The organism is Halostagnicola alkaliphila, from assembly GCF_055379965.1.
Map to the genome: position 1 here is coordinate 191,883 of NZ_AP043825.1, position 22,698 is coordinate 214,580.

Here is a 22,698-nt window from a genome sequence, read left to right on the forward strand (position 1 = left end):
CTATAGATTGAATTATACTCGGACTACTTCACCGATTTCGCCGTTCGGATGGCCGCCGCGTTCTCGGCGACATCGTGGACTCGAATAATGTCCGCACCGCGTTCGACGGCTAGTGCAGTCGTCGCGACTGTCGGTGCGAGGCGATCGTTGGGCCCGCACCCGATCTCGTCGAACAGCGATTTATGCGAATGGCCGAGAAGCACCGGACAACCGAGCGCCTGCAGTTCGTCGAGTCGACTAATCACCTCAAAACTTTCTGAGGCGCTCTTCCCGAACCCGATGCCGGGGTCGATGATAATCCGTTCTCTTTCGATCCCGTTTCGTTCGGCGAGCAATATTCGCTCGGTAAGATCGTCGATAACGTCTTCCACGATATCATCGTACGTTACCGTTTGATCGGGATTTACCGGCGTCTCGAGGCTGTGCATGATGACGACCGGAACATCGTACTCGGCGACGACCTGGCACATCTCGGGATCTGCAAGCCCCGAGACGTCGTTGATGATGTCCGCTCCCGCATCGAGAGCCGCTTTCGCGACATCGGCTTTTTGCGTGTCGACGGCGATGAGGCTCGAGCTATCCGCGAGCTGTTCGATGACGGGGATAACGCGATCGAGTTCTTGGGCGGCAGATACCGGCTTCGCCCCCGGTCGCGTACTTTCGCCGCCGATATCGATGATGTCTGCACCGTCTTCGATAAGACGATGGGCTCTTTCGACGGCGTCTTCGGTCCGGTTGTACTCGTCTCCGTCGTGGAAACTGTCCGGCGTAATGTTCATGATTCCCATGATGGTCGGTGAGTTCTGGTCCCACGGATACTCGCTCCATGGGTTGTCCTCGGTAAAACTGAGGGTAGTGCGAAGTTGGGACGCGATATGAGATAACTCGCCGTCGGTTTCGTCGAGACCCTCGATGAGTTGGCGGAACTGGTTGTTGGAACCGTTCAAAACGATGTCGACGTGTTGGTGAACGTCTTCGATAGCCGAGGCGGTTGCCATTCCACCCACCGATCGCATGCTCTCCGTTACCTTGTCTACGCTCCCTGGTCGACAGAAGGTCTTGACCGTCTGTTGTTGAAACTGCTCCAGTACGTTCGATGCGCGCGTGGGTGGGATCTGACTGTTCTCGAGCACCTTCTTTACCCTCGCCCGCGAGCGAGTCTTCGTCGGAATTAGGTGTCTCGTCCATCGGTCTCGAGCTTCAGCGACCGTATACAGCGATCCTGTCACGAGCACGAAATCGTCGGGTTCGGCGCGCTCGATCGCTCGTTCGACCGCGGTGAGAACCGTCGAGGCGGTAGTGATAGCGGCATCTGTTTCTCGCTCGAGGATATTTTTGAGGGCTTCTGGTGACTCGGCGCGACTCACGTCCGGTTGACCGACGACGGCCGTGTCGAACTGAGGGAGAGCGGCGACCATCTCTTCGTGGTTTTTGTCCTCCAGTGCCCCGAGGACCACGTGGAGGTTCTCGTAGTCGTATCGGTTCACGAGTGAGGCGAGTTTCGAACAGGCGTCCGGGTTGTGAGCGCCATCGAGCGCGATGTACGGATCCGACGTGACGATCTCGAAACGTCCCGGCCACTGTGTTCGTCGGAGCCCCTCTTTCAGCGTCGGCCGTTCGACGTCTGCAACCTGCGTTGCAAGCGTTGTCGCAATCCCGGCGTTTACCGCTTGATGATGTCCGAGGAGCGGTATCCGCGCCTCGAGGTCCCAATCTGGGGTATGAACGGTTACGAGCTCTTCCGTGTCGGAAACGGAGCCGCCGCTCTCGACGTGGACGTCCGCATCTCGGTCACCGACAGTTACGGTCGCCGTCTCCTCGCGAATGGCTGCGAGCGCTTCACCGGTTGCACCGGTCACCAGCGGCCCGTTCGAAGGGCTGACCTGAGCCTTATCACGCGCGATCTCTTCGACGGTTTCACCGAGGATATCCGTGTGTTCCAAGCTGACCGACGTGACCGCACTGGCGACGGGGTCGACGACGCTCGTCGCATCGTAGCGCCCGCCGATTCCGACCTCGAGTATCGCAATATCGACGTCGTGCTCAGTAAAGTAGGCAAGTGCGAGAGCGGTCAGTACCTCGAACTGCGTCGGGCAATCGCCGGCGGCGTCACGTTCGCGGACGTGTGATTGAATCCGCTCAACCAGCGATGTCAACTGCGCTTTCGGTATCTTTCGCCCGTTGAGACGGATCCGCTCGCGAAGGTCGTTCAAATCGGGCGACGTGTACAACCCCACGTCTACCCCTTCCCTTTCGAGAACGCTTGCGAGCATACTTGCTGTGCTCCCCTTCCCGTTGGAGCCGGCAATCTGGATGTAATCGACGGTTTCGTATGGGACCTCGAGATTTCTGAGCAGTTCCTCCGTCGTTTCTGTCCCAAACTTCGGTCTAGATCGCTGTAGGGTAGCTAGATAATTGACTGCCTCGAAGTACTCCATAATATCGGTAACATTCTGTGAAGTATTAAGCTAACGGTCTCTTCTGGGAGACATTTGCGTAATCATTTCGAATGAGCCGCTGATTTGTGTGATGATACTATTGTGAACGTTTATACCGCTCTCACACCGGATGGATTCGATCCGAGTATATAGGACGAAAGACGCTGACATTGGTAGGAGATAACACGCATTCATGGCAAATTGCGCATGTGCTTAGCGGTTTGTGGTTGGAGGGTTGTTCGTCCACTCGGGCTTTTTTGGAATCTTTTCCGGAATATTCGGAAATAGTCGCTACTTTCGTGTAGGGGCGTCTAGATCAGTTAAAACCGCAGTATTGTGGTGTGTTACACTCCAACAAGAATCTAGTCATGCCGTTGTGTTTGCCCCCGTCTGGGTGAGTAAGGTTAGAAACCCCTGGAAACACGAACCATTTACAGTAGTATGGGTGTAAGAAACTCCTGAAAAAATCACTCTCAAATGATTGTAATGGGAGACGCGTACTGGCTCGTTTGAGCAAACATCCGATATTATCGGAAATTGGTGGTTCCCATTCATCGAGTGATAAATCACTCGTGTATATAACTGAAGTGTGTAGGATCTTCTGTGGATGAGTACTGGCGCGATAGCGTTACCCCTCTTTGCTGTCACCGTGCGAACCGCTAGAGGGTACGAGCCGTCAGGTATAACCGAAATTGCGCTAGTGCTTGTGGAAGACAATCTAGGAGTGAAACGTATCGGCGCTGTGAATCAACACAGCCGCTTGTGAACGGTCTATTCGGACGAGCCGTCGAGAATCGTCTTGATCTCGTCGGGTAACGGTCGACTTTGATTGTCTTCTTCCGAGACGCAGACGTGTTGTTCGTGTCCCGTGTACGCCGTGCCACCGTCCTCGTGCGTCGCGGTGAACTGCATCCCGAGACTCTTGTTTCCGATTTCGGGCTCGACCGAAATCTGAAGCACATCTCCGACCATCACGGGACGTTCGAACTCCATATCCATCGCGACGATTGGCAAGAAAATCCCGTACTCCTCTGGAATCTCCCAGTATGCGATTCCTTTGTCGTCCATGAACTCCTCGCCAGCGCAGTGCATGGCGTTTATGAGCCGTGGATAGTAGGCGATACCTTGCGGATCAGCTTCTCCCCATGCGCATTTCCATTCGTACTGAAACATCGTTTGCAATTGCTCTTCCTTTGTATAAGTAACTTCCCTTCAACTGATACCGTGTTCCACCGACTGAAAATCACCGCATTCGCCAGGACTCACCGTCTCTCCCATATTGGTTGTGAAGTTACGACATGCGGCGGAATAACACTCAAACTATAAGTGAAGCCACTACAAGTTTATCTACTATGCACCACACGTCGACAGTCGAAGTACCGCCGATCAAAGATCTCTCGAGTATTGCGGCCGAAAACAACCCCCACAAACCGGCCTTCGGCAACGGTATCGACGGCAGAGTGGTAACTTGGGAAGAGTTCGACGAGGAGAGCAACCAGGCCGCGAACGCCTTCGGGGAACACCTCGGTCAAGGTGATCGGGTCGCACTGCTTTGTGAAAATTCCCTCGAACATACGACTCTCTGGAACGGTGCGCTCAAAGCGGGATGTACTGTCTCGAACCTCCACGTCCGTGCGTCCCCGAACACACTCAAGTACTGTATCGACTCCTTTCGGCCTCGCGCGCTCGTCGTCGACGAATCGACCGTCGAATTCTTCGAGGAGCGCGTCCGCGATAAGCTCTCGACCGACATCGACCTGATTGTCAGTACAGGCGAGTCGCAGTTTGACTTCGATCGATCGTTCGAGACGTTCGTCAGCGAGCAACCGACCGACGAACCGGACGTCCGCGCTCGAGAGGAGGATACTGCAGTCGTCATGTGGACATCGGGAACCACGGGGAAACCCAAGGGCTGGTGTCACACTAACCGCGGGATGTACATGCGCGCAACGGCGGTTGTCGACGTTCTCGAGGTAAACCGGGCGACCAGACAACCCCACGTATTTACGCCGTCGTTCGCGGCGTGGTACTCGGTGGTGCTTCCGGCGCTGGTATCCGGTGCGACGACGTACTTCCTCGAGACGTGGGATCCCGAAGAGTACCTCCGGACGATCGACGAGCACGATCTTACGACTGCGCTTCTCGTCCCGACGATGTGGCGGGAACTTCTCAACCTCGATTCGTTCGACGATTTCGACGTGAGCTCCCTTCGGGCGATCACGTCGGCGGGAGAGGTCCTCGACGCGACGACGCTCGAGCGATTGCGGGAGAACATCTGTGAGATCGTCAAAAATTCGTACGCGGCGACGGAAGCGTACGCGACGGTGATGACGAACGACGAACTGGAGGAGGGTCGAATCGAAAGCGTCGGAAAGCCGGTGCCGGGGGTACAGATTCGGATCATCGATCGGGACGGCTCGTATGATGATATCAAACCGACGGGCGAGGTCGGAGAGATAGCCATCAAGGCGCCCGATTGTCCGGTTTGGGCGTGGGGACGAACGGAGAAAACTGAAAGGACGTTCGAGGACGGCTGGTGGCATTCCGGCGATCTCGGTTACCGGGACGAAGACGGATTTCTGTACCTCGAGGGGCGGACCGATTTCCTCATCATGTCGAAGGGGATCAAGGTGTATCCGAACCCCGTCGAGGAACGTCTCAACGCGCACGAAAAAGTGAACGAATCCGCGGTGGTCGGCGTCGAAGACGAGGAGTACGGGGAAAAAGTCACCGCGTACGTCTACCCCGCGACGTCCGACCTCACTGTCGATGAGCTCGACGAATGGTGTCTCGCGAGCGATGAATTGGCCCGCATGGAGCGGCCTCGTACGTACCACTTCGTGGACGAACCCTTGCCTCGCACTTCGACGGGGAAACTCGATCGGAAAACGACGAAACACGAGGATATTCAATAGACGGGTTTCTTCCGTCACCGTCTCATCACTTTGCTCGCCTAGTGATTTCTCGTTTGGGGGACGCCGAAGAAGGGTGCATGGAGCTGATGCGATCCCGGTTCTTGCGGGGGAATGTTGACTCTTCTGTCGGCGTGTTCGCCGTCTGAATGTGCGACGTTATTGTTACCGGATGGGTATCACAGAGACCGCGTCTCGGCGCTCACTTTGCGGGATGATGGGGTCTGGGGCTGATTTAGTCAGGCCTGTTCGTGCGCACGGACCGCGCGACCGTAGCGTTTCCATGCGCCGACCTCTCACAATTCGGTGGAGGCGTAATTTTCAGGCTGTCACCAATTGTTCCTCGGTCTCGTTCGATCGGTGGAAGGCTGAACCAGTACGATGAGCCCCGGAGTAGTGTGTCTGGTTCTGCTTTTCGTTTTATCAATGGACCGAGGATCGCTTCCGCTCGATAACTAGTCTGCGGAAATTATAAATACTCGAAGGACATCCATCAAATCGCGATATACAATGAGCGAAAGAGCATGGTCCTTTAGCGACAGTATGGAAGAGGCAGTCGAAGCTGCCGGGAATCCAGTCGAACTGATGCAAGATCTGGGAGTCGGTCAGTTCACCAAGGTCCCGGACGAGTACACTCACTGGATCGAAGAACAGCGTTCGTGGCGGGAGACGGTTGCGCTGGCTGACCAGTCCTATCACATGACCGATCACCACGTGAAAGGTCCCGATGCCGTCGAATTCTACTCGAATTTCGGCATCAACAACTTTGAGAATACCGAACCCGGAAAGGCGAAGCAACTGGTCGTTTCCAATCCGAACGGTTACTTCATCGGCGACGCTATTCTCTTCCACCTCGACGACGACGAATTCTTGAGCGTCGGCGGCGCGGCCGCCCACAATTGGCTCCAGTACCAGATCGAGACGGGAGAGTACGACGTCACCGGCGAACTCCAGGGTCGACCGGTTCAGACTGGCGACGATCCAAACAACTTCAGGTTCCAAGTTCAGGGTCCTGAAGCGATTAAGGTCATGGAAGAGGCCGCCGACGAACCGCTTCCCGATCTCGGATTCTTCAACTTCGAGTCGATCTCGATCGACGGAAAGAGCGTCAACCTCCTGCGTCACGGGATGGCCGGCGAGCCCGGATTCGAGTTCTGGGGGCCGTACGAGTACGGTGACGAGGTCAAGTCCGCCGTTCTCGATGCGGGCGAAGCCTACGATATCCGTCGTCTCGGTGCGGAGAGTTACCAGACGCCGAACGCCATCCTCGGATGGGTTCCGCTCGTCGTGCCCGCAATCTTCGACGAGGAGATGCAGGATTACCGTGAGTGGCTGGATGTCGGGCAGGGGCTCCTCTCGATCGGCGGAAGCTTCGAATCGGACGACATCACGGACTACTACTTCACGCCCGTGGAACTCGGATACGACCACATTCTCGACCTCAGTAATGATTTCGTCGGCCGGGACGCCCTCGAGAAGGAAGTCGACGATCCCGAGCGTGAGAAGGTAACGCTGGTCTGGGACGGCGACGACGTGGTCGACGTTTTCGCCTCGCTGTTCGAAGAAGGAGACACGCATCAGTTCATGGAGCTTCCCCATCCACGATCTGCGGCGTGTCCGTACGACGAAGTGTCGAAAGATGGCGAACACATCGGTGTTTCCACGGACAAGAGTTACATCTACAACAAACGGGAGATGCTCTCGCTCGCCGTCGTCGATACCGAGTACAGCGAACCGGGAACCGAGGTTACCCTCACCTGGGGCGAACCAGAAGGCACGGAGAATCCGAAAGTAGAACGCCACGTCCAGAAAGAAATCACGGCAACCGTCGCAACTGCCCCGTACAGCGAGGACAAACGATAGATACCGAACCGATCACCGCTTAGGCGTGTACCACCGATCCTGCCACTATTCAAGTTGCAATTTCGGATAACCGTTTTACGTCTTTTCTCGATCAACGCGTAGCGGAAGTACCGCCGGTAGACTGTGCAGTCAGATTACCGAATTCGTCGATCTCTCCGGAAACGATTCGCGTACTCGAGATAATTCCGCCATCCTCCGCGCGGACGTGTGGAACGACGTCGATTTCTAACGGCTCGTACCCTCGATCGATGCGGATCTCGTTGATACGCTTCGCACCAGGCTTCGTCTCCGGCGAGACGACGAGGGCGTCGAATTGCGGTTTCGTTGCGATTCCTGTCGGCTCGTTCAGACGGCGAATCTCGAACGAAGGACCATCGTCGTACTCCGTCAGTTCGGTACGGAGATTCCGTCTCCGTGTCTCGAACGGCCGTACGTTTCGTTCCGTTTGGCGCGTTTCTTGTGCGAGGGAGTCGCTCGTGAGACCTACTGTGACATCCCCCCGTTCGAACGCTCGCTCAAATAGCGCTCGATGACCATCGTGGATCGGGTCGAATGTTCCGCCCAGCGCAACCTTCATAGGAACTGATTGTGGATACGGACTAAAGCCAACTTCGGTTCGAGAGACCCGTTGCGAACGCGATACTTTGGCTGCTCGAGACGACACCAGTTACGAATATCACGCGATAGCGCCACGGTTCAAGATCTTTCGTCACCTGCTGGTGGGGGTCCGTCGGTATGGCCGTTTACCGCGAATTTGATGATCGTATCCCGTCATACAGAAAAGCTTTTATGACTTTGCCGTAAATTCACACAACGTGCCGATCCCAACCGGACAAGGGACAGTTGACAAATACCCGCGAACCAGATCACCTCCCAATGAGCCGCGATCCAACCAGTGTAAGAGAGGTTACAACTAATGACAGTTAATTCCCAGTCGGCCGCGACGACGGACACGGTACCGAACCTACTGAACGATCTCCGATACGAGCTGATGCCCTTCGAGAGCTTCGGCGAGCAAATCGAGCACCTTCCGGACGGTGCCACGGTCACAATCACCGCTTCGCCGACGCTCGAACTCGAGTCGACGATCGAATGGTCGGAGAAAGCCGCAGAGCGCGGATTCGAAGTCGTTCCACACGTCTCGGCCAGATACGTCGAAGATGTCGAACATCTCGAAAGTATCGCCGAACGGTTGCGGGCGGTCGGGATCACGGATATCTTCGTTCCGGGAGGGGACCGAGAAGAACCGATCGGCGAGTTCGAATCGGCGTACGAGCTGCTCGAAGCGCTCGAGACGATCGAGTACGAATTCGAGGAAGTTGGGATCACGGGGTATCCGGAGGGACACGCGTTTCTCTCGAAGGAGACGTTAGCCGAAGCGATGGAAAAGAAAGCGTCGTACGCTACCTACATAACGACCCAACTCTGTTATGATTCCCAGGCAGTTATCGACTGGATCGAAGACATTCGCGCTCGTGGGATCGAACTCCCCGTCGAGGTTGGCATCCCGGGTGTGATGAAATATCAGAAATTAATAAATATCTCACAGAAGGTCGGCGTCGGCGATTCCGTGCGCTTTCTCAAGAAGACGAGCGGAATCCTCGGATTCGTCCGTCAATTCATCGGTTCGCGCGGGAAGTACGAACCTGACGACCTCGTCGACGGTCTCGCAGCTTACGCCGACGATCCGGAGTACGGTATCCGGGGGCTACACATTTACACGTTTAATCAGGTCCCCGACACCGAGTCTTGGCGTACCGGTCGATTGTAACCGAATTGTTCTCCGTGCCTCATCGCGGACACTGACGACCAGACTCCGTCGAGAAATACGTGTTTTTCTCGTCCTCGAACGCCGCGAAAATCAAATTCTATTCGTAACTCGGCCGACGGCGGTGCGATATTCGATTACGCGTCGTCAGTCGTCGGCTGGTTCGGCCAGATTTTGTGCTTTGATCGAGTCCTTGTCTACCGGACCGTCGGGATTTAACTCGTTGATTTCTTCGGGGAGGCCGAGCTCCGTATCGTCGGCCTGAACGTTTGTTCGTCCCTTTCCGGCGACGACGTCGTTGTTCAGATGAAGTTTGATCGCCTCGATCAGCGCATCAGCTTCGAGCGGCTGCCCGCGGTCTTCTAGTTCCGATTCGGTCGCGTCGTCGGGAACGTTGAACGCTCGTTGCGTGATGATCGGACCTTGGTCCAAATCCGGCGTCACGTAGTGCGCCGTGACGCCGGCGATTCGGACGCCTTCTTCGATCGCCTGCATATAAGCTGCCGCACCGGGGAACGCGGGAAGCAGACTTGGATGAACGTTGATAATACGGTTCTGGTAGCGGAAGACGACGTCCGGACTGAGAATGCGGATGTATCGTCCGAGTGCGATCAGGTCGACGTCGTACTCGTCGAGCAATTCGAGCAGTTCGTCTTCGTCCGGCACGCCTTCCCCGTCGCCGATATCGTGAAATGGGACGTCGTGTTGTTCGGCCAGTGGTCGCAGTTTGGAGTGATTGCCGATCACGACGTCGATGTTGGCATCGAGTTCGCCGCTTTCGTCCTCCTCGAGCAACGCTTGGAGACAGTGACTCTCTTTCGTTACGAGCACCGCGAGGGACTCACACTCGTCGTCGTCCGTGAATCGAACCCGCAAATCGACGTCTAGCTCGTCACACAGCTCCGCTAAATCGTCCTCGAGTTCGCTTTCCGAACAGTTCATTTCGGATGTGTCGACGCGCATCGTCATCCGAAACACGTCGTCTTTCACCTCTTGATCGAGATCTTCGATGTTGATATCGTTCTCGAACAGGAGGGTCGTGATTCGTGCTAAAAGGCCAGTATCGTCGTCACCGACGACTGTTATTTCGGTTAGTTTCGTATCCATCTCTAACACTGCCGCTGTCAGTTGCGGTCGTATGGATAGAATACGTTCTCGACCAAAAATCTACCGCCATAGACCCTCTTTTTCAGCCCAATCTCTGTCGCTTCTTCAACGTGGGTCCAGAATAGCGATTCGGCGAGGGACGGAACCGGTCGGACGTATTTGAGGAACGATACCGCCGACGTTTTTCTTTGTGCACGATATGATCGTCCTCAAGTCTCTCTCGAGCTTCCGACGTAACTGTGGGAACGATTTATAAACTTGACCGGTACAATCAAGTGCTTGTGAAGATGATCTGTAGCATGGTTCAGGTAATCATCGATCAAGACATTACTCCCACTTCGCGGCTTCTCAATCAATTGCCTGATTCGTGGGAGGCCACCGTTGGGATAGACAACGACGAATACGCGCGACAGATCGCTGGCTATGACGTTGCGCTCGTTACGTCCCGCATTCCCTTTTCGGCGGAAGTAATCGAGCAGACGCCGCAGCTCGAAGTCATCGGCAAACTCGGAACCGGAATCGATTCGATCGATCTCGACGCAGCCGAAGCTACCGATATTTCGGTCACGCACACGCCGGGACACAATGCCCTCTCGGTGGCGGAGCACACGCTCTGTCTCACGTTGGCGACGCTCCGTCGTCTCACGGCGGCCCGGGACCTTATCGCGACGGATCGGTGGCGAGACGAGTATTCGCTCGGATCGAACCTGTCGGGATCGACGGTAGGTATCGTCGGATTCGGAGACGTTGGAAAACGAGTCGGCACAATCCTTTCGGGGTTCGACGTCGACATTCTCGCGTACGATCCGTACGTCCCGAGTATCGACACCGAACTGGTCGGCGGCGAGGAGGCGTCATTGGGAACGCTTCTCAAGGAAAGCGACGTGGTCATACTCACGGCTGAGCTAACCGACGAAACGCGTCATATCATCGATCAACGGGAGCTGTCCATTATGGATTCCTCCGCGGTGCTCATCAATACGGGTCGCGGCCCCCTCGTTCGAGAAGACGCACTACTAGACGCACTCTCCTCGAACTCGATCGCGGGGGCCGGATTGGACGTTTTTGCGACGGAACCGCTCGATTCCGATTCGGAGCTTCTCGAGTTAGATACCGTCGTCGTAACGCCGCACGTGGCCGCGATGACGACCGAAGCTCGCTCCGAAAATATCGACCAGCTTGCGTCGAACGTGACGCGAATAATAGACGGAGAGCGTCTCTCCGAGCGGTATATCGCGACGGCAGAAAAATAACGGTCGCGGAACGTGTCCGGCGGTTTTCGAGTGAAACGTTTTGAGACGGTCAAACCGGTGTTCGCTGCGACAGATTTGATCGCGTCGCGGTTACAATTCGCCGATTTCGCTCAGTCGTTCCCCTAAGGTATTTTTCACTGCCGAAAGGTCGCCTCCCATACGGACGATCTGGTAGCCGTCTTCTACGACGGATTCGATCTTGTCGGGACTGTTCGCGATACACCCCATCGGAACGTTCGCCGCTTTGCAGGCCTCCTCTATTTCCCCGATTTGTGACGTGACGTCTGGGTGGTTTTTGTTCGTCGGATGGCCCATTTGTACCGAGAGATCTGACGGGCCGACGAATACGAACCCGAGTTCGGGGACGGATACTATTTCGTCCAAGTTATCGACGGCGGTCGTCTTCTCGATCATCACTCCGAGACACACTTCGTCGTCTTCGGTCGAGACGTAGTCCTCAGAAAATCCCCAGGTTCGCGCTCTTCCGCTGGCCATTCCGCGCTCCCCGGGTTCGCCTTCGTAAACGAATCGGGATGCCTTTACGGCTTTTCGAACCTCTTCGGCGTCGTCAATTCGGGGAATGAGGATATTTCGAACGCCCGTATCGAGGACTTTTCGAACGAGCGACGGGTCTGCAGAGGGGAGTCGCACGAACAACTCGATTCCGCCGACATCGGCGGCGCGCGTTAACTCTTCGAACATCGTGCTATCGTACGGGCTGGGTCCCATGTGCTCGAAGTCCAGCCAGACGAAGTCGAGCCCCAATTCTCCGTAGATTTCTATCACGGCGGGTGAGAACGTCGAGGCTCTGGCCCCGAGTACGGATCCATTGTTTTCGATCGCTCTTCGGAAATCGTTTGTCTGGTCCATCGTGTACTACTCATTGGATGGTACACTACAATATACATTCCGGTCCCAGAACGCCGCGACACGCGGTTGTCGGTATTTCCGCCGAACCGGTCAAAGAATGAGGCCACCGGGGTGAGCTATGAGTCTCACCGAATATGAGCTACGGAGGGGTATGGTTCTCAGATGGCTGATGACCTCCCAGGGCTAGGGAAGTGATGAGGTACTCTACCCCTCAAATACTCACTCAGTCTCCAACGTGTTAATAGTTGTGTTCAATGCAGTTTAGTCTGGCCCCGTTCGTTGCGAAGTCCACTCTCGACCACCGACGACCGTTTCCGAATACATCGGAAATTACAATACGCATCCGGTTCAATGTCTCCCTATGGCACGCAAGACAAGCTCACTCACAACGATTCACCGGGCGTTTGAAATATTGGAGCTCCTGTGGGAGTTAGACGGTGCGGGTCCCACCGAGTTGGCCAACCGCATGGACCTTCCGGATAGTACCGTCTATGATTACCTCCGATCGCTGAGCGACACGAAGTACGTTACGCGCGAAAATGGAGAGTATTTTCTGAGTTCGTATTTTCTCACAATCGGAGGGAAGATGAAATATCGAAATCGTCTCTTCCAGGTCGCGAAACCCGAGATGAAGCGAATCGCCGCCGAGACGAACGAATTGGTCGGATTGACGATCGAGAACAACGGGATCGCGGTGGTCTTTCACCAGGAGGAGGGGAAACAGGCCTTGAGTCTCGGGACGCATACAGGAGCTGCAACTCCGCTTCACACGCTTGCCACGGGGAAAGCGATACTAGCACATTTACCGGATGAACGAGTGGACGAGATTATCGCCGAACGCGGCCTCGAACAGCGAACGGAGTATACGATAACCGATCTCGATCGGCTGAAGGACGAATTAGACGAAATTAGGGACAAAGGGTATGCCGTCGACTGGAACGAGCAGGTTATCGGCATGGGTATGGCTTCGGTTCCAATTCTGATTGACGATCAAGTGCTCGGATCGTTCGGAATCGTCGTCCCGACCGGACGTATTCAAGACGAACAATACCAGAACGAATTATTGCGGAAGCTGCAAGAAATGGAGGAGACAGTGACGATAAACTACCAATTTGGCGAATAACTCGAGAATCGGCCAGTCGAAACCCCCTACTTTCTCTCGGCGTCGCATAGAGGCGAACAGTCGTCGTGGAGACGATGGAACCGCTGCTATCGAAAATTTCCGAAATAATCGGAAACCTTCTCGGACGATGATCCCTCTTAGAATTACATTGTACCGTTGTAAAAGATGGTGTGGTGAGAAATGAAAGACACGAAAATTGGCTAATAAAAGCATCCGCTCTCAATACGGTTTGCATCGGAAAGGATCTCTCCGCTTATATCGGTACTATTTTCCTAGTACTAGCTGATCAATTAACGAAATAGTGTGGGGTGTATAGTTTGAACTCCGCAATACGATGGGAGGCGGTCGTTGACTAGCGCGTAGAAGCACCGTCCAGCCGCATTCTCCATCCGAGTAAGTCGGATAGACAACTTCGAGCCGGCACCCCTTCGGACCGGTCGCAGATTTCGAAACGTGATTTGGATCGGGCCGCATTAAATGTCTGTTTACCGTGCAACGAGAGTAAACGCGCTATCTGAGGATGCCGTGTTTCCCGCGAACATCTACCATATCGAATGAATTATTATGGTGGATCGCATCTCGCTATCTATGTCTCCGGAACTGTCCCGTCTCGGTCACGTCGCACTCGAAGTACCCGATCTCGAAGATTCGCTTCGGTTTTACCGAGATTCGGTCGGCCTCGAGGAGGTAGAACGAGACGGTGACACGGCGTATCTCCGTGGCGTCGAAGAGTTCGATCACCATTCGCTCCGACTTACCGAAACCGGTTCCGCCCGCGTCGATCACATCGGTTGGCAAACGGAGGATCACCAAAGCATCGACGGATTCGCAGAGCGACTCCGCGAACAGGGTATCGAGGTGGAGCGATTGGAAGCCGGCGAAGAGCTCGGGCAAGGGGAGGCGATTCGGTTTCAGGTTCCACACGGCCACGAGTTCGAGATCTACCACGAGATGGAAAAACCCGACCCGCCGAAGCAGCGGCGGTCGAAGCTGAAAAACAAATCGTACATTTCGGATGAAACGAGCGCGATCGCCCCCCTTCGCGTCGATCACGTTCAAATTTGGGACACGGACGCGTTGAAAGCTGCCGAATGGATGCAGGAGACGCTCGGATTGTCGGTAATGGAATATTATGATGAAAAAGACGGATCGCGCTGGGGTACCTTTTTGAGTGCATCAAAGAACAAAATTGAGGTCGCGGTTATTCAGGGCGAGAGCGAGGACGACTGTCCAGGATTACACCATATCGCGTTCACGTCGGAGAGCGCGGAAGATCTGTTCAATGCGGCGGATACGATGAACGAACGCGGGTATCCGATCGATGGACTCGGCCAGCATTCGATCTCGAGGGGCAAATTCCTCTACGTTAGGGACGACTCGAGCGGTCACCGGGTAGAATTCAACGTCCGCGGCTACCTGGTGTTCGATCCGAACTGGGAGCCCATCGCCTGGCAGGAAGGCGACTTAGACGACCGACAATGGATCGGCGAGATCAGGGGATTGGATACCGTGAAATACAACTGAGAACGTCGCAAGCGCGGCCAGATCGCCGAGGGGCCCGTGACCGGCGTCTCTCGATTCCCGGGTTGTCTGATTCGTCTCGACAACCGCGAGCGAGCGACCTTCTAATTATCAGCTATCGGTTATACTCTCGGAACTGAGTAGACGACGGTTACGTAATCGGTCCCCCAAGAGTCGCCGACTCGATCAATTAGTTAAATTCGAATCGAAGTACCCCGTTAATCGTCGGCCGGTGTTCCGGAGCTGTCGTTCTCGAGTGTAACCTCGATATCGGTTGCAGCGGCCTTGTACTCGGGGATTTTCGCTCGGTCGTCGAGGACGTCGTTCGTGAGCTTGTTCGCGGAGGCGGCCGCGAAGTGGGGCGTCGTCCAGACGACGCCTTCCTTGATATCTTCGGTGACCTGCGCCTCGACGGTAATTTGCCCTCGTCGAGATCTGAGCGTGACTTCGTCACCGGTTTCGATTTCGTACTGCTCGGCGTCGTTGGGGTGGATATCGACGAAGTTCTCGGGCGTCTGTTTGTTGAGTGTCGGCGATCGACGGCTCATCGTCCCCGTGTTGTAGTGTTCCTCGAGGCGAGCGGTCGTCAGGACGAGCGGGTACTCGTCGTCGGGTGTCTCGGCCGGCGGGGTGTGATTCACGCCTTCGATGTGTCCCAGCCCGCTTTCCGTATCGAACTCCTCCTCGTAGAGGAACGGGTCGCCCTCGTCGCCGGGCTCGTAGCACGGCCAGTGAAGTCCCGCTTCGCCGAGCAGGTCGTAGGTCATGCCGTGGTAGCTCGGACAAACCTGTCGCAACTCTTCGAAGACTGCTTCAGGTCCGTCGAAATCAAACTTCTCATCGCCGAACAGACGAGTTCCGACTTCCGAGAGGATGTCGAGGTCGTGGCGGGTGTTTTCGTAGACTTTGTCGATTCCGCGCATCCGCTGGACGTGGCGGTCGGTATTGGTGACGGTCCCGTCTCGTTCGGCCCACGACGTCGCCGGGAGGATCACGTCCGCGTACTCTGCAGTTTCGGTCATGAAGATGTCCTGGACGACCATGAACTCGAGGTCCTGGATTCGTTCGGCGACCCGGTTCGCGTCGGGCTCGCTCATGACCGGGTTTTCGCCCATGACGTACACCCCTTTGATCGAATCTCCGAACTCGTGTGAGATTTCGACGTTGGTCAAGCCCGGCTCGGGCGGGACCTCGAAGCCCCAGACGTCTTCGACCGATTTGCGGGCCTCGTCGTCGTCGACCAGCTGATAGTCGGGCAGGACGTTGGGCATCGCTCCGACGTCACAGGTTCCTTGCACGTTGTTCTGTCCGCGCAACGGGTTGACGCCCGTTCCGGGCCGACCGAGATTGCCCGTGACCAGCGCCAGATTGATCTCGTTTTGAACGTTGTCGACGCCGCACCGATGCTGGCTCATCCCCATCCCGGTGAAGATCGCCGCGTTGCCGGCCGTCGCGTACTTTTCCGCGGCTAACTCGATGTCCTCAAGTGGGACGCCACACTCCTCAGCGGCCGCTTCCTTGTCGAAGTCTTCGAGCGTCGCTTTGAGGTCGTCGAATCCCTCGGTTCGCTCCGCGATAAACTCCTCGTCGATCCAATCGTTCTCGAGAACCGTCTTGAGAACGATGTTCAACAGCGGAATATCGCTTCCCGGGTTCAACTGGAGGTGCATGTGCCGCTCCGTATCGTCGATTTGGAACGACTGCGTCGTCTTGTTCGCGTGCGGATCGACTTGGATAACGGTCGCACCGTCGAGCATCGCCTGCCGGAAGTATTGACTGTTGGCGATCGGATGTTGCTCGCCGGGGTTCGCCCCTTGTATCCAGAAGACGTCCGTTTCGTCGCGAAGATCTTGCATACTGTTCGTCATCGCGCCGGCACCCAGACTGGTCCGGAGCGCCCACACTGTCGACGCGTGACACATGCGCGTGCAGTTGTCGACGTTGTTGGTGCCGTATCGCCGAGCCAGCTTTTGGAGGAGGTAGTTCTCCTCGTTCATCGTCTTCGAGGAGCCGAAAAACCCCATCGCGTCGGGCTCGTACTCTGATCGGATCCGCTCGAGTTCGCTGACGATGTACTCGTAGCACTCGTCCCAAGTCGCCTCACGAAACTCACCGTCTTCCTTGATCAGCGGCTCGGTCAACCGATCTTCGTGGGCAATGACTTCTGTCGCCGCACCGCCTTTGATACAGATTCGACCTTCGTTGACCGGCGCGTCCCCCCAGGGCATGAACCGAACGTCGTCGGGTTCCTCGCCCTGTTGGACCTGAATCCCGCATCCGACGCCGCAGTACGGGCAGATCGTTTTGGTGGGAGAATCTGTGTCATCCGTCGACATCGTGATCACCTGCTTGGTTATGGAGCATGATACGGCATACTAACTCTTCCCACGGTATGAACCTTTCTCTCAAACCCGTCTCGATTCGTCGGACTGTCCGTCGCTTTCGTAAGCGACCGTTCGTCCGTCGGGTGGCGGTTCCGAGGACAACATTCACGCACCTGCCACACGTACCTGATGGTATGGATCTCTCCGCGGAATCTGTCGGTCGCCTCGTCGAAGCGTATCCGGACACCCAACCCCTCGCCGGGGTCGAGGCAGACCACCTCGAGATGCTCCCCTCGACGCTGGAAAGCGGTTCGTACGGGCGCCGCGACGTAGAGTGGATCGTACAGTGGTACTACCGGCGGTTTCTGGGTGACTATCCTGATGCCGAACGACGCGAAGCCGAAGACGCCTTCGGCGATAACGAGTTCGACGACATCCAGGGGGCAATCGACGGCGCGCTCGAGTGCGAGACGACGGGAGCGAAACTCGAATGTCTCACGGATCTGACCGGCGTTGACGTTTCGGTCGCGACCGCGTTCTTGCAGTTCCTCGATCCGGAAACCTATCTGGTATTGAGCGAGTCCGAGTGGCAATCGTTACGACGGTGTGGCGAACTCTCGCGGGAGTATCCGTCGCCTCCGTCGCCGACCGATTACGATCGATATCTGCAGGTGTGTCGATCGGTCGCCGATCGGTGCGAGTGTACGCTTCAGACGCTATACCGGGCGCTGTGGCAGATACAGATGAACGGGCGTCGGGTGGGAAACGAGTAGCGATCACCGCGTTCGAACGCGGAGATCGAGACGCAACTCCGCCGGAGTGTTCTCCGTTTCGCCGCTTCCCGACGCGGACGATGCGGCGTTCGTCTCGCTTCATACCCCAATCTATTTGCTGGTGACCGCTTCTTGTACACGTATGCTTGACGACGAGACCCGAAATCGACTTGCGGGATCGCTCTACGAAGCACTGCAAACGAACGACCCCATCGATAGGCTCACCGAAGCGCACGACCTGACGACCGAGGATGCCTACGCCATCCAATCGAACCTCGTCGATCGTCGTCTGCAGGACGGTGCGTCTCTCGTCGGCCACAAGATCGGGCTTACGAGCACGGCGATCCGCGACCAACTCGGCGTCCCCGAACCCGACTTCGGTCGGTTGTTAGATACGATGTTTGTCGAGGGACGGGAAATTCCCGGCGACGAACTGATCGAACCGCGTATCGAACCCGAGATCGGTTTCATGATCGGCGAGGATCTCGAGCCGCCGGTGTCGTCCCTCGACGTCCTGGCCGCGACGGAGTTCGTCGTTCCGGTTCTCGAAGTGATCGATAGTCGCGTTCGCGACTGGGATATCCGAATTCAGGATACCATCGCGGACAACGCGTCGTCTGCGTTGTATCTCACCGGCGAGACGAGAAGCGCCGTCGACGGAATCGACCTCTCGCTGGAGGGTCTGAAACTTTATCACAACGGCGAGCTCGAGGCCTCAGGTGTCGGCGCAGCGGTTCTCGATCATCCTGCACGAGCCGTCGCGTGGCTCGCGAACACGCTCGCCGATTTGGGAGAGACGCTCGAGGCCGGGCAGTTCATTTTGAGCGGTTCGTTGACACCCGCGGTCGATATCGAACCCGGAGACGTGTTCACGGCCGAATTCGCTTCGATCGGGACGATCACAGCGACCGTCGAGTAACGAACGGTGTTTCGGCCGTCTTCGAGGGAGCATTTTCACCGTCTCACTGAGACTCACTGTGGCTGATGAGAGCGGACAAAAATCGGATCATTGTCACACGAGAACAGCGGACAACCCGGTGTTCACTCGGCGGTGAGCGTAATCTCTCCGATGTTCGCGAACTTGACGTGATAGACGTCGCCCGGTTCGATGTCGATTGCAGCGTTGATACCGCCGGTGAGGATAACCTCGCCCGCTTCCAGCCCTTCGTCGAGTTCGTCGAGTCTGTTTCCGAGCCAAGCAACGGCTCGAGCGGGGTGTCCCATGATATCCGCGCCGACTCCCGTCGCCTCTATTTCCCCGTTGACCGAGACGACGACGCTTTCCATCGCGAGGTCGACGTCGGTCACGTCGTGGAGCGTTTCGCCGACGAAGACGCGACCGGCCGACGTGTTATCGGCGATGACGTCTTGGGCCGACGGGATAGTCCACCCCTGGAATCGGCTTTCGAGGATCTCGACGACCGGAACGACGGCGCGCGTGGCCGTGAGGATATCGGTCGGGGTTACCGGCGCGGAGATGTCCTCGTCGAGGATAAGGCCGATTTCGGCCTCGAGTCGGGGGGAAATCAGCGAGTCGGTCGGTATCGTCGTCCCGTCGAGGACGGTTTCTTCGGTTACGGAGCCGAATATCGGTTCCTGAATTCCGAGCTGTTCTTGTTTCGCCTCGCTTACGAGGCCCAGCTTGTGACCGGTTATCCGTCCGTCGTCGCCGCAAATGCGGTCGACGACTCCTGATTGTATTTCGTAGGCTTCGTCCACTGAAATCTCTTTTTCGTCCGTAATCGGTGGAATCGGCGAACTCGTTTTCTGTGCCTCGTAAAGCGATTCCGCGAACTCGGTCGTTTCGTCTTTGCTAAGAGTCATCCGGTTTGTTCTTTCGGTGATTGCTTATTTAGTGTTCCGCCTCTTCCGCATCGATAGTCTCGTTTCAACGATGAATAACGATGAGCGCGACCGAAATCCGAAATGGTCGGATCGACTCGGATTCCGCTCCGATACGTTGTCTTGAAGTCGAACGCCGTGTCGAGTTGGTGATCGCGTTCAATTAACGTAGTCGAGGCCGTCCCATGCGGGTCCTTGGCCGACCCACTGGTGGTTGGTCTCGCCACCGATGTCTTCTTCTGTCCATTCGATCGGCTCCCAGTCGGGTTCGAAGTTGAGGTATCCGGGGCCTGCGAACAGTTCGATGCGGAACCCGCTTGCGGGATCGGACACGTACAAGAAGTCCGCACGCGTAATCGCGTGACGACCCGGACCGCCGTCCGGTTCGATGCCGTGTTCGCTCAGGATGTCGGCGGCGCTCCAGAGTTCGTTGAGGCTATCGAGGTGATAGGAGAGGTGATGGAACCCTTCGGTCGTTCCCGGCGGTTCCCGGTGAATCGCAATATCGTGCGGCAGCGGCGTCACCGCGAGCCACCACCCCCAGAGTTCGCCGTCTTCCGCTCGGTATCGCTCGTTCAGTCGGAATCCGAGTTCGTCCTCCAACCAGACTGCGTGGTCCGTAGCCGTTTCGGTCGGGTCTTGGACGTGAACGTGGTCGATGCGCCGCGGCGCGATTCGATTCGCGACCGCTTCAGTGTAGTTACGATTCTTGAGACCCGACCGTTGGTCTTCGGGAGGTTGAGGCTTGTCGACTTCGTAATAGAATTCGTAGGGGTGGCCGAACTTCTCGATTCGAATCGCTTCTCCCTGTCCCGGTTCGACTCCCGCGTCGAGATAGGTAACGTCGGTGCCCTCCGTCTCGAATTGGTCGGCGAGTTCGCTTAACGCGTCGGCACTGGACGTTCGAAACGCGATGTGATCGACTCCTTTTTGTCCCGATTCCGTAACGCTCAGCGTGTGATGTTCCCAGTCTCGTTGGCCGCGGAGATAGGCGGTATCGTCGGTCTGTTCGACTATTTGAAGCCCGAGAACCTCGTTGAAGAACCAGAGCGATTCCTCGAGGTCGGGCGTGTGTATCGCGACGTGGCCGAGTTTTGCGATTTGTGACTTCATCATTCATATCACCAGCTAGTGATAGCCGCGTTCCTGTGTCTCCTGTTGACACAAACCACCGTTGGCGGCTTGCTAAAACTGTTCGTAAGACAGATATATAGGTATTTTCCTCCGGTCGCCTGCTATCGAACCGGACATCGGACGACCGAGTACTCCGATATCGACGACAAAATATGCAACGGGCTGCCGTTCGAGCGCGCTACTCGATCAACTCGAGGAGGTTTTGTGAATAGATCTGCTCTCGTTCCGTTTCGTCGATATCCATCTCCTCGATGGCGTCGAGTCCGTTTTCGATCCCCGCGCGTCCTCGACCCGGACCGAACGGGTAGTCAGTGCCGTAGATGAACGTGTCTCCGAAGAGGTCGTACGCGCATTCGTGAGCCGACACGGAATTTCCGAGACAGCTATCGGCGTAAAACTCGCCGAAGTAGTCGCTCACCGGTTGCTCTAAGTCGGGTAGATCGGTATCGGCGTAGTTGTCCGGGTACTGCATGCGGGTCTCGTAGAACCCGTCGATACGTCCGCTGAAGTAGGGGATCATGCCGCCGCCGTGGTGCGACACGATGTCGATATCGTACTTCTGGACGACTCCGCCGAACACGAGTCGCGAGAGCGCGAGGGTGGTATCGAACGGCCAGCCGAAGAGTCGGTGATCCATGTATTCGCTCGCCCAGTCGTACCACTCGAACAGTTGCGGGTGGATCCACAAGGGCGTGTTTTCGGCGTCGGCTTTCGCGAAGAGCGGATCGAACTCCGGTCTATCCAACGGTTTGCCGTCGATGTTCGAAAAGATCTGGATGCCGGCCATGTCGAGGTCGTTGACACACCGATCGAACTCGTCGATGAACTCGTCGTTGACCTTCGGAATCGTTCCGACCGGGACGAACCGATCGGGGTGCTGATCGGCGATACGCATGATCTCGTCGTTCGCTAATTTCGTGAGTTCCAGCGCCGTCTCGTCGCCCATCCCCTGCCAGATCGGCGGCAGGGCGATCGTGATCACCTGCTTGTCGATGCCGAACTCGTCCATGTCTTCGAGGCGCTGATCGAGATCCCACAAGAACGACGGCGAACCGCTGAGACCTTGAAATTCGTACTCCTCGAGCAACGTTTCGTAGAACCGTTCCGTCAGCGCGTGGGTGAATGCGTCGATTTTCATCGTTGGAAGTATGTGAGCGGTCGTCGAACCCGTCTCCTCCGATACGGCACTCGGGTTGTGATACCGATGATACATAACTACTAACGAATAGCCGTCATATAAACCTCACGTCCATACGGCGAGCTCTTCCCCGTCTCGTACTCAGTCGGCGCGAGCCCTCGACCGTCGCTCGTCTCACCGCGTTGTTCCGACGATTTTATGTTTTCAGCTATCTATCTACTCCTATGGACGTTATACATAGTGCGCTGTGGGTATCGGACATCGATAAGACCCTGTCGTTTTACGTCGATTCGCTCGGCCTCGAGAAGACGCGCGAATTCGAGAGCGGCGAGGGGGCTCACAATGTGTTCGTTGCCGGCGACTCCGACACGGAGATTCAGTTCAAATCCCATCCGGACCGTGAGGCGTCCTCGGACGGGTTCGACCACGTGGCAATCGAAGTCGACGATACCGACGCCGAAGTCGAGCGACTCGTCGAAGAAACGGGCTGTCGGGTTCGGCGGGGTCCGCTCACCTCGGACGGCGCGAACGCTCGAGTGGCGTTCATCGAGGATCCGGACGGCTACGGTATCGAACTGGTTCAGGAATTCGACTGACGACCGGCGGTTCGCGACGCTTCTCCGATCGGTTAG

At 56.4% G+C, this 22,698-nt stretch carries 18 protein-coding genes; 9 read left to right on the top strand and 9 right to left on the bottom strand.

Annotated features, from left to right (window positions below; all coding sequences use genetic code 11):
- Positions 1–23 precede the first annotated feature (23 nt).
- Both folP and ACZ5C7_RS03140 read right to left on the bottom strand, forming a co-directional pair.
- Complete coding sequence (folP, locus tag ACZ5C7_RS03135) at positions 24–2,438, bottom strand: dihydropteroate synthase (protein WP_464375147.1); 2,415 nt, start codon at positions 2,436–2,438, stop codon at positions 24–26.
- A 771-nt stretch (positions 2,439–3,209) separates the two neighbouring features.
- Positions 3,210–3,611 carry an acyl-CoA thioesterase gene (locus ACZ5C7_RS03140; protein ID WP_464375148.1) on the bottom strand — a complete coding sequence of 134 codons (402 nt, stop codon included), beginning with the start codon at positions 3,609–3,611 and terminating at the stop codon, positions 3,210–3,212.
- 179 nt (positions 3,612–3,790) lie between these two features.
- Here ACZ5C7_RS03140 and ACZ5C7_RS03145 point away from each other — a divergent pair, with 179 nt between their 5' ends.
- Entirely contained in the window at positions 3,791–5,353 is a 1,563-nt protein-coding gene (locus tag ACZ5C7_RS03145) for a class I adenylate-forming enzyme family protein (protein WP_464375149.1), read from the top strand.
- A gap of 507 nt (positions 5,354–5,860) precedes the next feature.
- Positions 5,861–7,213: an aminomethyl transferase family protein gene (locus ACZ5C7_RS03150; RefSeq protein WP_464375150.1), complete on the top strand. Its 1,353-nt coding sequence runs from the start codon at positions 5,861–5,863 to the stop codon at positions 7,211–7,213.
- A gap of 91 nt (positions 7,214–7,304) precedes the next feature.
- Here the strand turns inward: ACZ5C7_RS03150 and ACZ5C7_RS03155 are convergent, their stop codons facing one another.
- Positions 7,305–7,790 carry a phosphopantetheine adenylyltransferase gene (locus ACZ5C7_RS03155; protein WP_464375151.1) on the bottom strand — a complete coding sequence of 162 codons (486 nt, stop codon included), beginning with the start codon at positions 7,788–7,790 and terminating at the stop codon, positions 7,305–7,307.
- A gap of 339 nt (positions 7,791–8,129) precedes the next feature.
- Here ACZ5C7_RS03155 and ACZ5C7_RS03160 point away from each other — a divergent pair, with 339 nt between their 5' ends.
- On the top strand, positions 8,130–8,984 hold the full coding sequence (locus ACZ5C7_RS03160) for a methylenetetrahydrofolate reductase (protein WP_464375152.1): 855 nt from the start codon (positions 8,130–8,132) through the stop codon (positions 8,982–8,984).
- A 144-nt stretch (positions 8,985–9,128) separates the two neighbouring features.
- On the opposite strand, the gene ACZ5C7_RS03165 is transcribed toward ACZ5C7_RS03160, so the two are convergent.
- The gene (locus tag ACZ5C7_RS03165; protein ID WP_464375153.1) at positions 9,129–10,088 is read right to left on the bottom strand and encodes a formyltetrahydrofolate deformylase; all 960 of its coding nucleotides are present in this window, start codon (positions 10,086–10,088) and stop codon (positions 9,129–9,131) included.
- Between the two features lie 299 nt (positions 10,089–10,387).
- On the opposite strand from ACZ5C7_RS03165, the gene ACZ5C7_RS03170 reads away from it, so the two are divergent.
- Positions 10,388–11,341, top strand: a complete 954-nt coding sequence (locus ACZ5C7_RS03170) for an NAD(P)-dependent oxidoreductase (RefSeq protein WP_464375154.1) — start codon at positions 10,388–10,390, stop codon at positions 11,339–11,341.
- Positions 11,342–11,431: 90 nt separating this feature from the next.
- Here ACZ5C7_RS03170 and ACZ5C7_RS03175 read toward each other — a convergent pair whose 3' ends face one another.
- Positions 11,432–12,211 carry an HpcH/HpaI aldolase family protein gene (locus ACZ5C7_RS03175; RefSeq protein ID WP_464375155.1) on the bottom strand — a complete coding sequence of 260 codons (780 nt, stop codon included), beginning with the start codon at positions 12,209–12,211 and terminating at the stop codon, positions 11,432–11,434.
- Positions 12,212–12,572: 361 nt separating this feature from the next.
- On the opposite strand from ACZ5C7_RS03175, the gene ACZ5C7_RS03180 reads away from it, so the two are divergent.
- Together ACZ5C7_RS03180 and ACZ5C7_RS03185 are read left to right on the top strand one after the other, a co-directional pair.
- Positions 12,573–13,334: an IclR family transcriptional regulator gene (locus tag ACZ5C7_RS03180; protein WP_464375156.1), complete on the top strand. Its 762-nt coding sequence runs from the start codon at positions 12,573–12,575 to the stop codon at positions 13,332–13,334.
- 588 nt (positions 13,335–13,922) lie between these two features.
- Positions 13,923–14,858 (top strand): VOC family protein, encoded by a 936-nt coding sequence (locus ACZ5C7_RS03185; protein WP_464375157.1) that lies wholly within the window; start codon positions 13,923–13,925, stop codon positions 14,856–14,858.
- 215 nt (positions 14,859–15,073) lie between these two features.
- Here the strand turns inward: ACZ5C7_RS03185 and fdhF are convergent, their stop codons facing one another.
- Positions 15,074–17,191 (bottom strand): formate dehydrogenase subunit alpha, encoded by a 2,118-nt coding sequence (gene fdhF, locus ACZ5C7_RS03190; RefSeq protein ID WP_464375158.1) that lies wholly within the window; start codon positions 17,189–17,191, stop codon positions 15,074–15,076.
- Between the two features lie 182 nt (positions 17,192–17,373).
- Between fdhF and ACZ5C7_RS03195 the strand changes: the two genes are divergently transcribed.
- Positions 17,374–17,952, top strand: a complete 579-nt coding sequence (locus ACZ5C7_RS03195) for a hypothetical protein (RefSeq protein WP_464375159.1) — start codon at positions 17,374–17,376, stop codon at positions 17,950–17,952.
- A 142-nt stretch (positions 17,953–18,094) separates the two neighbouring features.
- Positions 18,095–18,871, top strand: a complete 777-nt coding sequence (locus ACZ5C7_RS03200; protein ID WP_464375160.1) for a 2-keto-4-pentenoate hydratase — start codon at positions 18,095–18,097, stop codon at positions 18,869–18,871.
- Between the two features lie 122 nt (positions 18,872–18,993).
- Here ACZ5C7_RS03200 and ACZ5C7_RS03205 read toward each other — a convergent pair whose 3' ends face one another.
- The 3 genes from ACZ5C7_RS03205 to ACZ5C7_RS03215 form a co-directional block, all read right to left on the bottom strand.
- Positions 18,994–19,776 (bottom strand): 2-keto-4-pentenoate hydratase, encoded by a 783-nt coding sequence (locus ACZ5C7_RS03205; protein ID WP_464375161.1) that lies wholly within the window; start codon positions 19,774–19,776, stop codon positions 18,994–18,996.
- Positions 19,777–19,953: 177 nt separating this feature from the next.
- Entirely contained in the window at positions 19,954–20,907 is a 954-nt protein-coding gene (locus ACZ5C7_RS03210; RefSeq protein ID WP_464375162.1) for a VOC family protein, read from the bottom strand.
- A 199-nt stretch (positions 20,908–21,106) separates the two neighbouring features.
- Positions 21,107–22,066 (bottom strand): amidohydrolase family protein, encoded by a 960-nt coding sequence (locus tag ACZ5C7_RS03215; protein ID WP_464375163.1) that lies wholly within the window; start codon positions 22,064–22,066, stop codon positions 21,107–21,109.
- A 224-nt stretch (positions 22,067–22,290) separates the two neighbouring features.
- Here ACZ5C7_RS03215 and ACZ5C7_RS03220 point away from each other — a divergent pair, with 224 nt between their 5' ends.
- Positions 22,291–22,662 (top strand): VOC family protein, encoded by a 372-nt coding sequence (locus tag ACZ5C7_RS03220; RefSeq protein WP_464375164.1) that lies wholly within the window; start codon positions 22,291–22,293, stop codon positions 22,660–22,662.
- Positions 22,663–22,698: the final 36 nt, after the last annotated feature.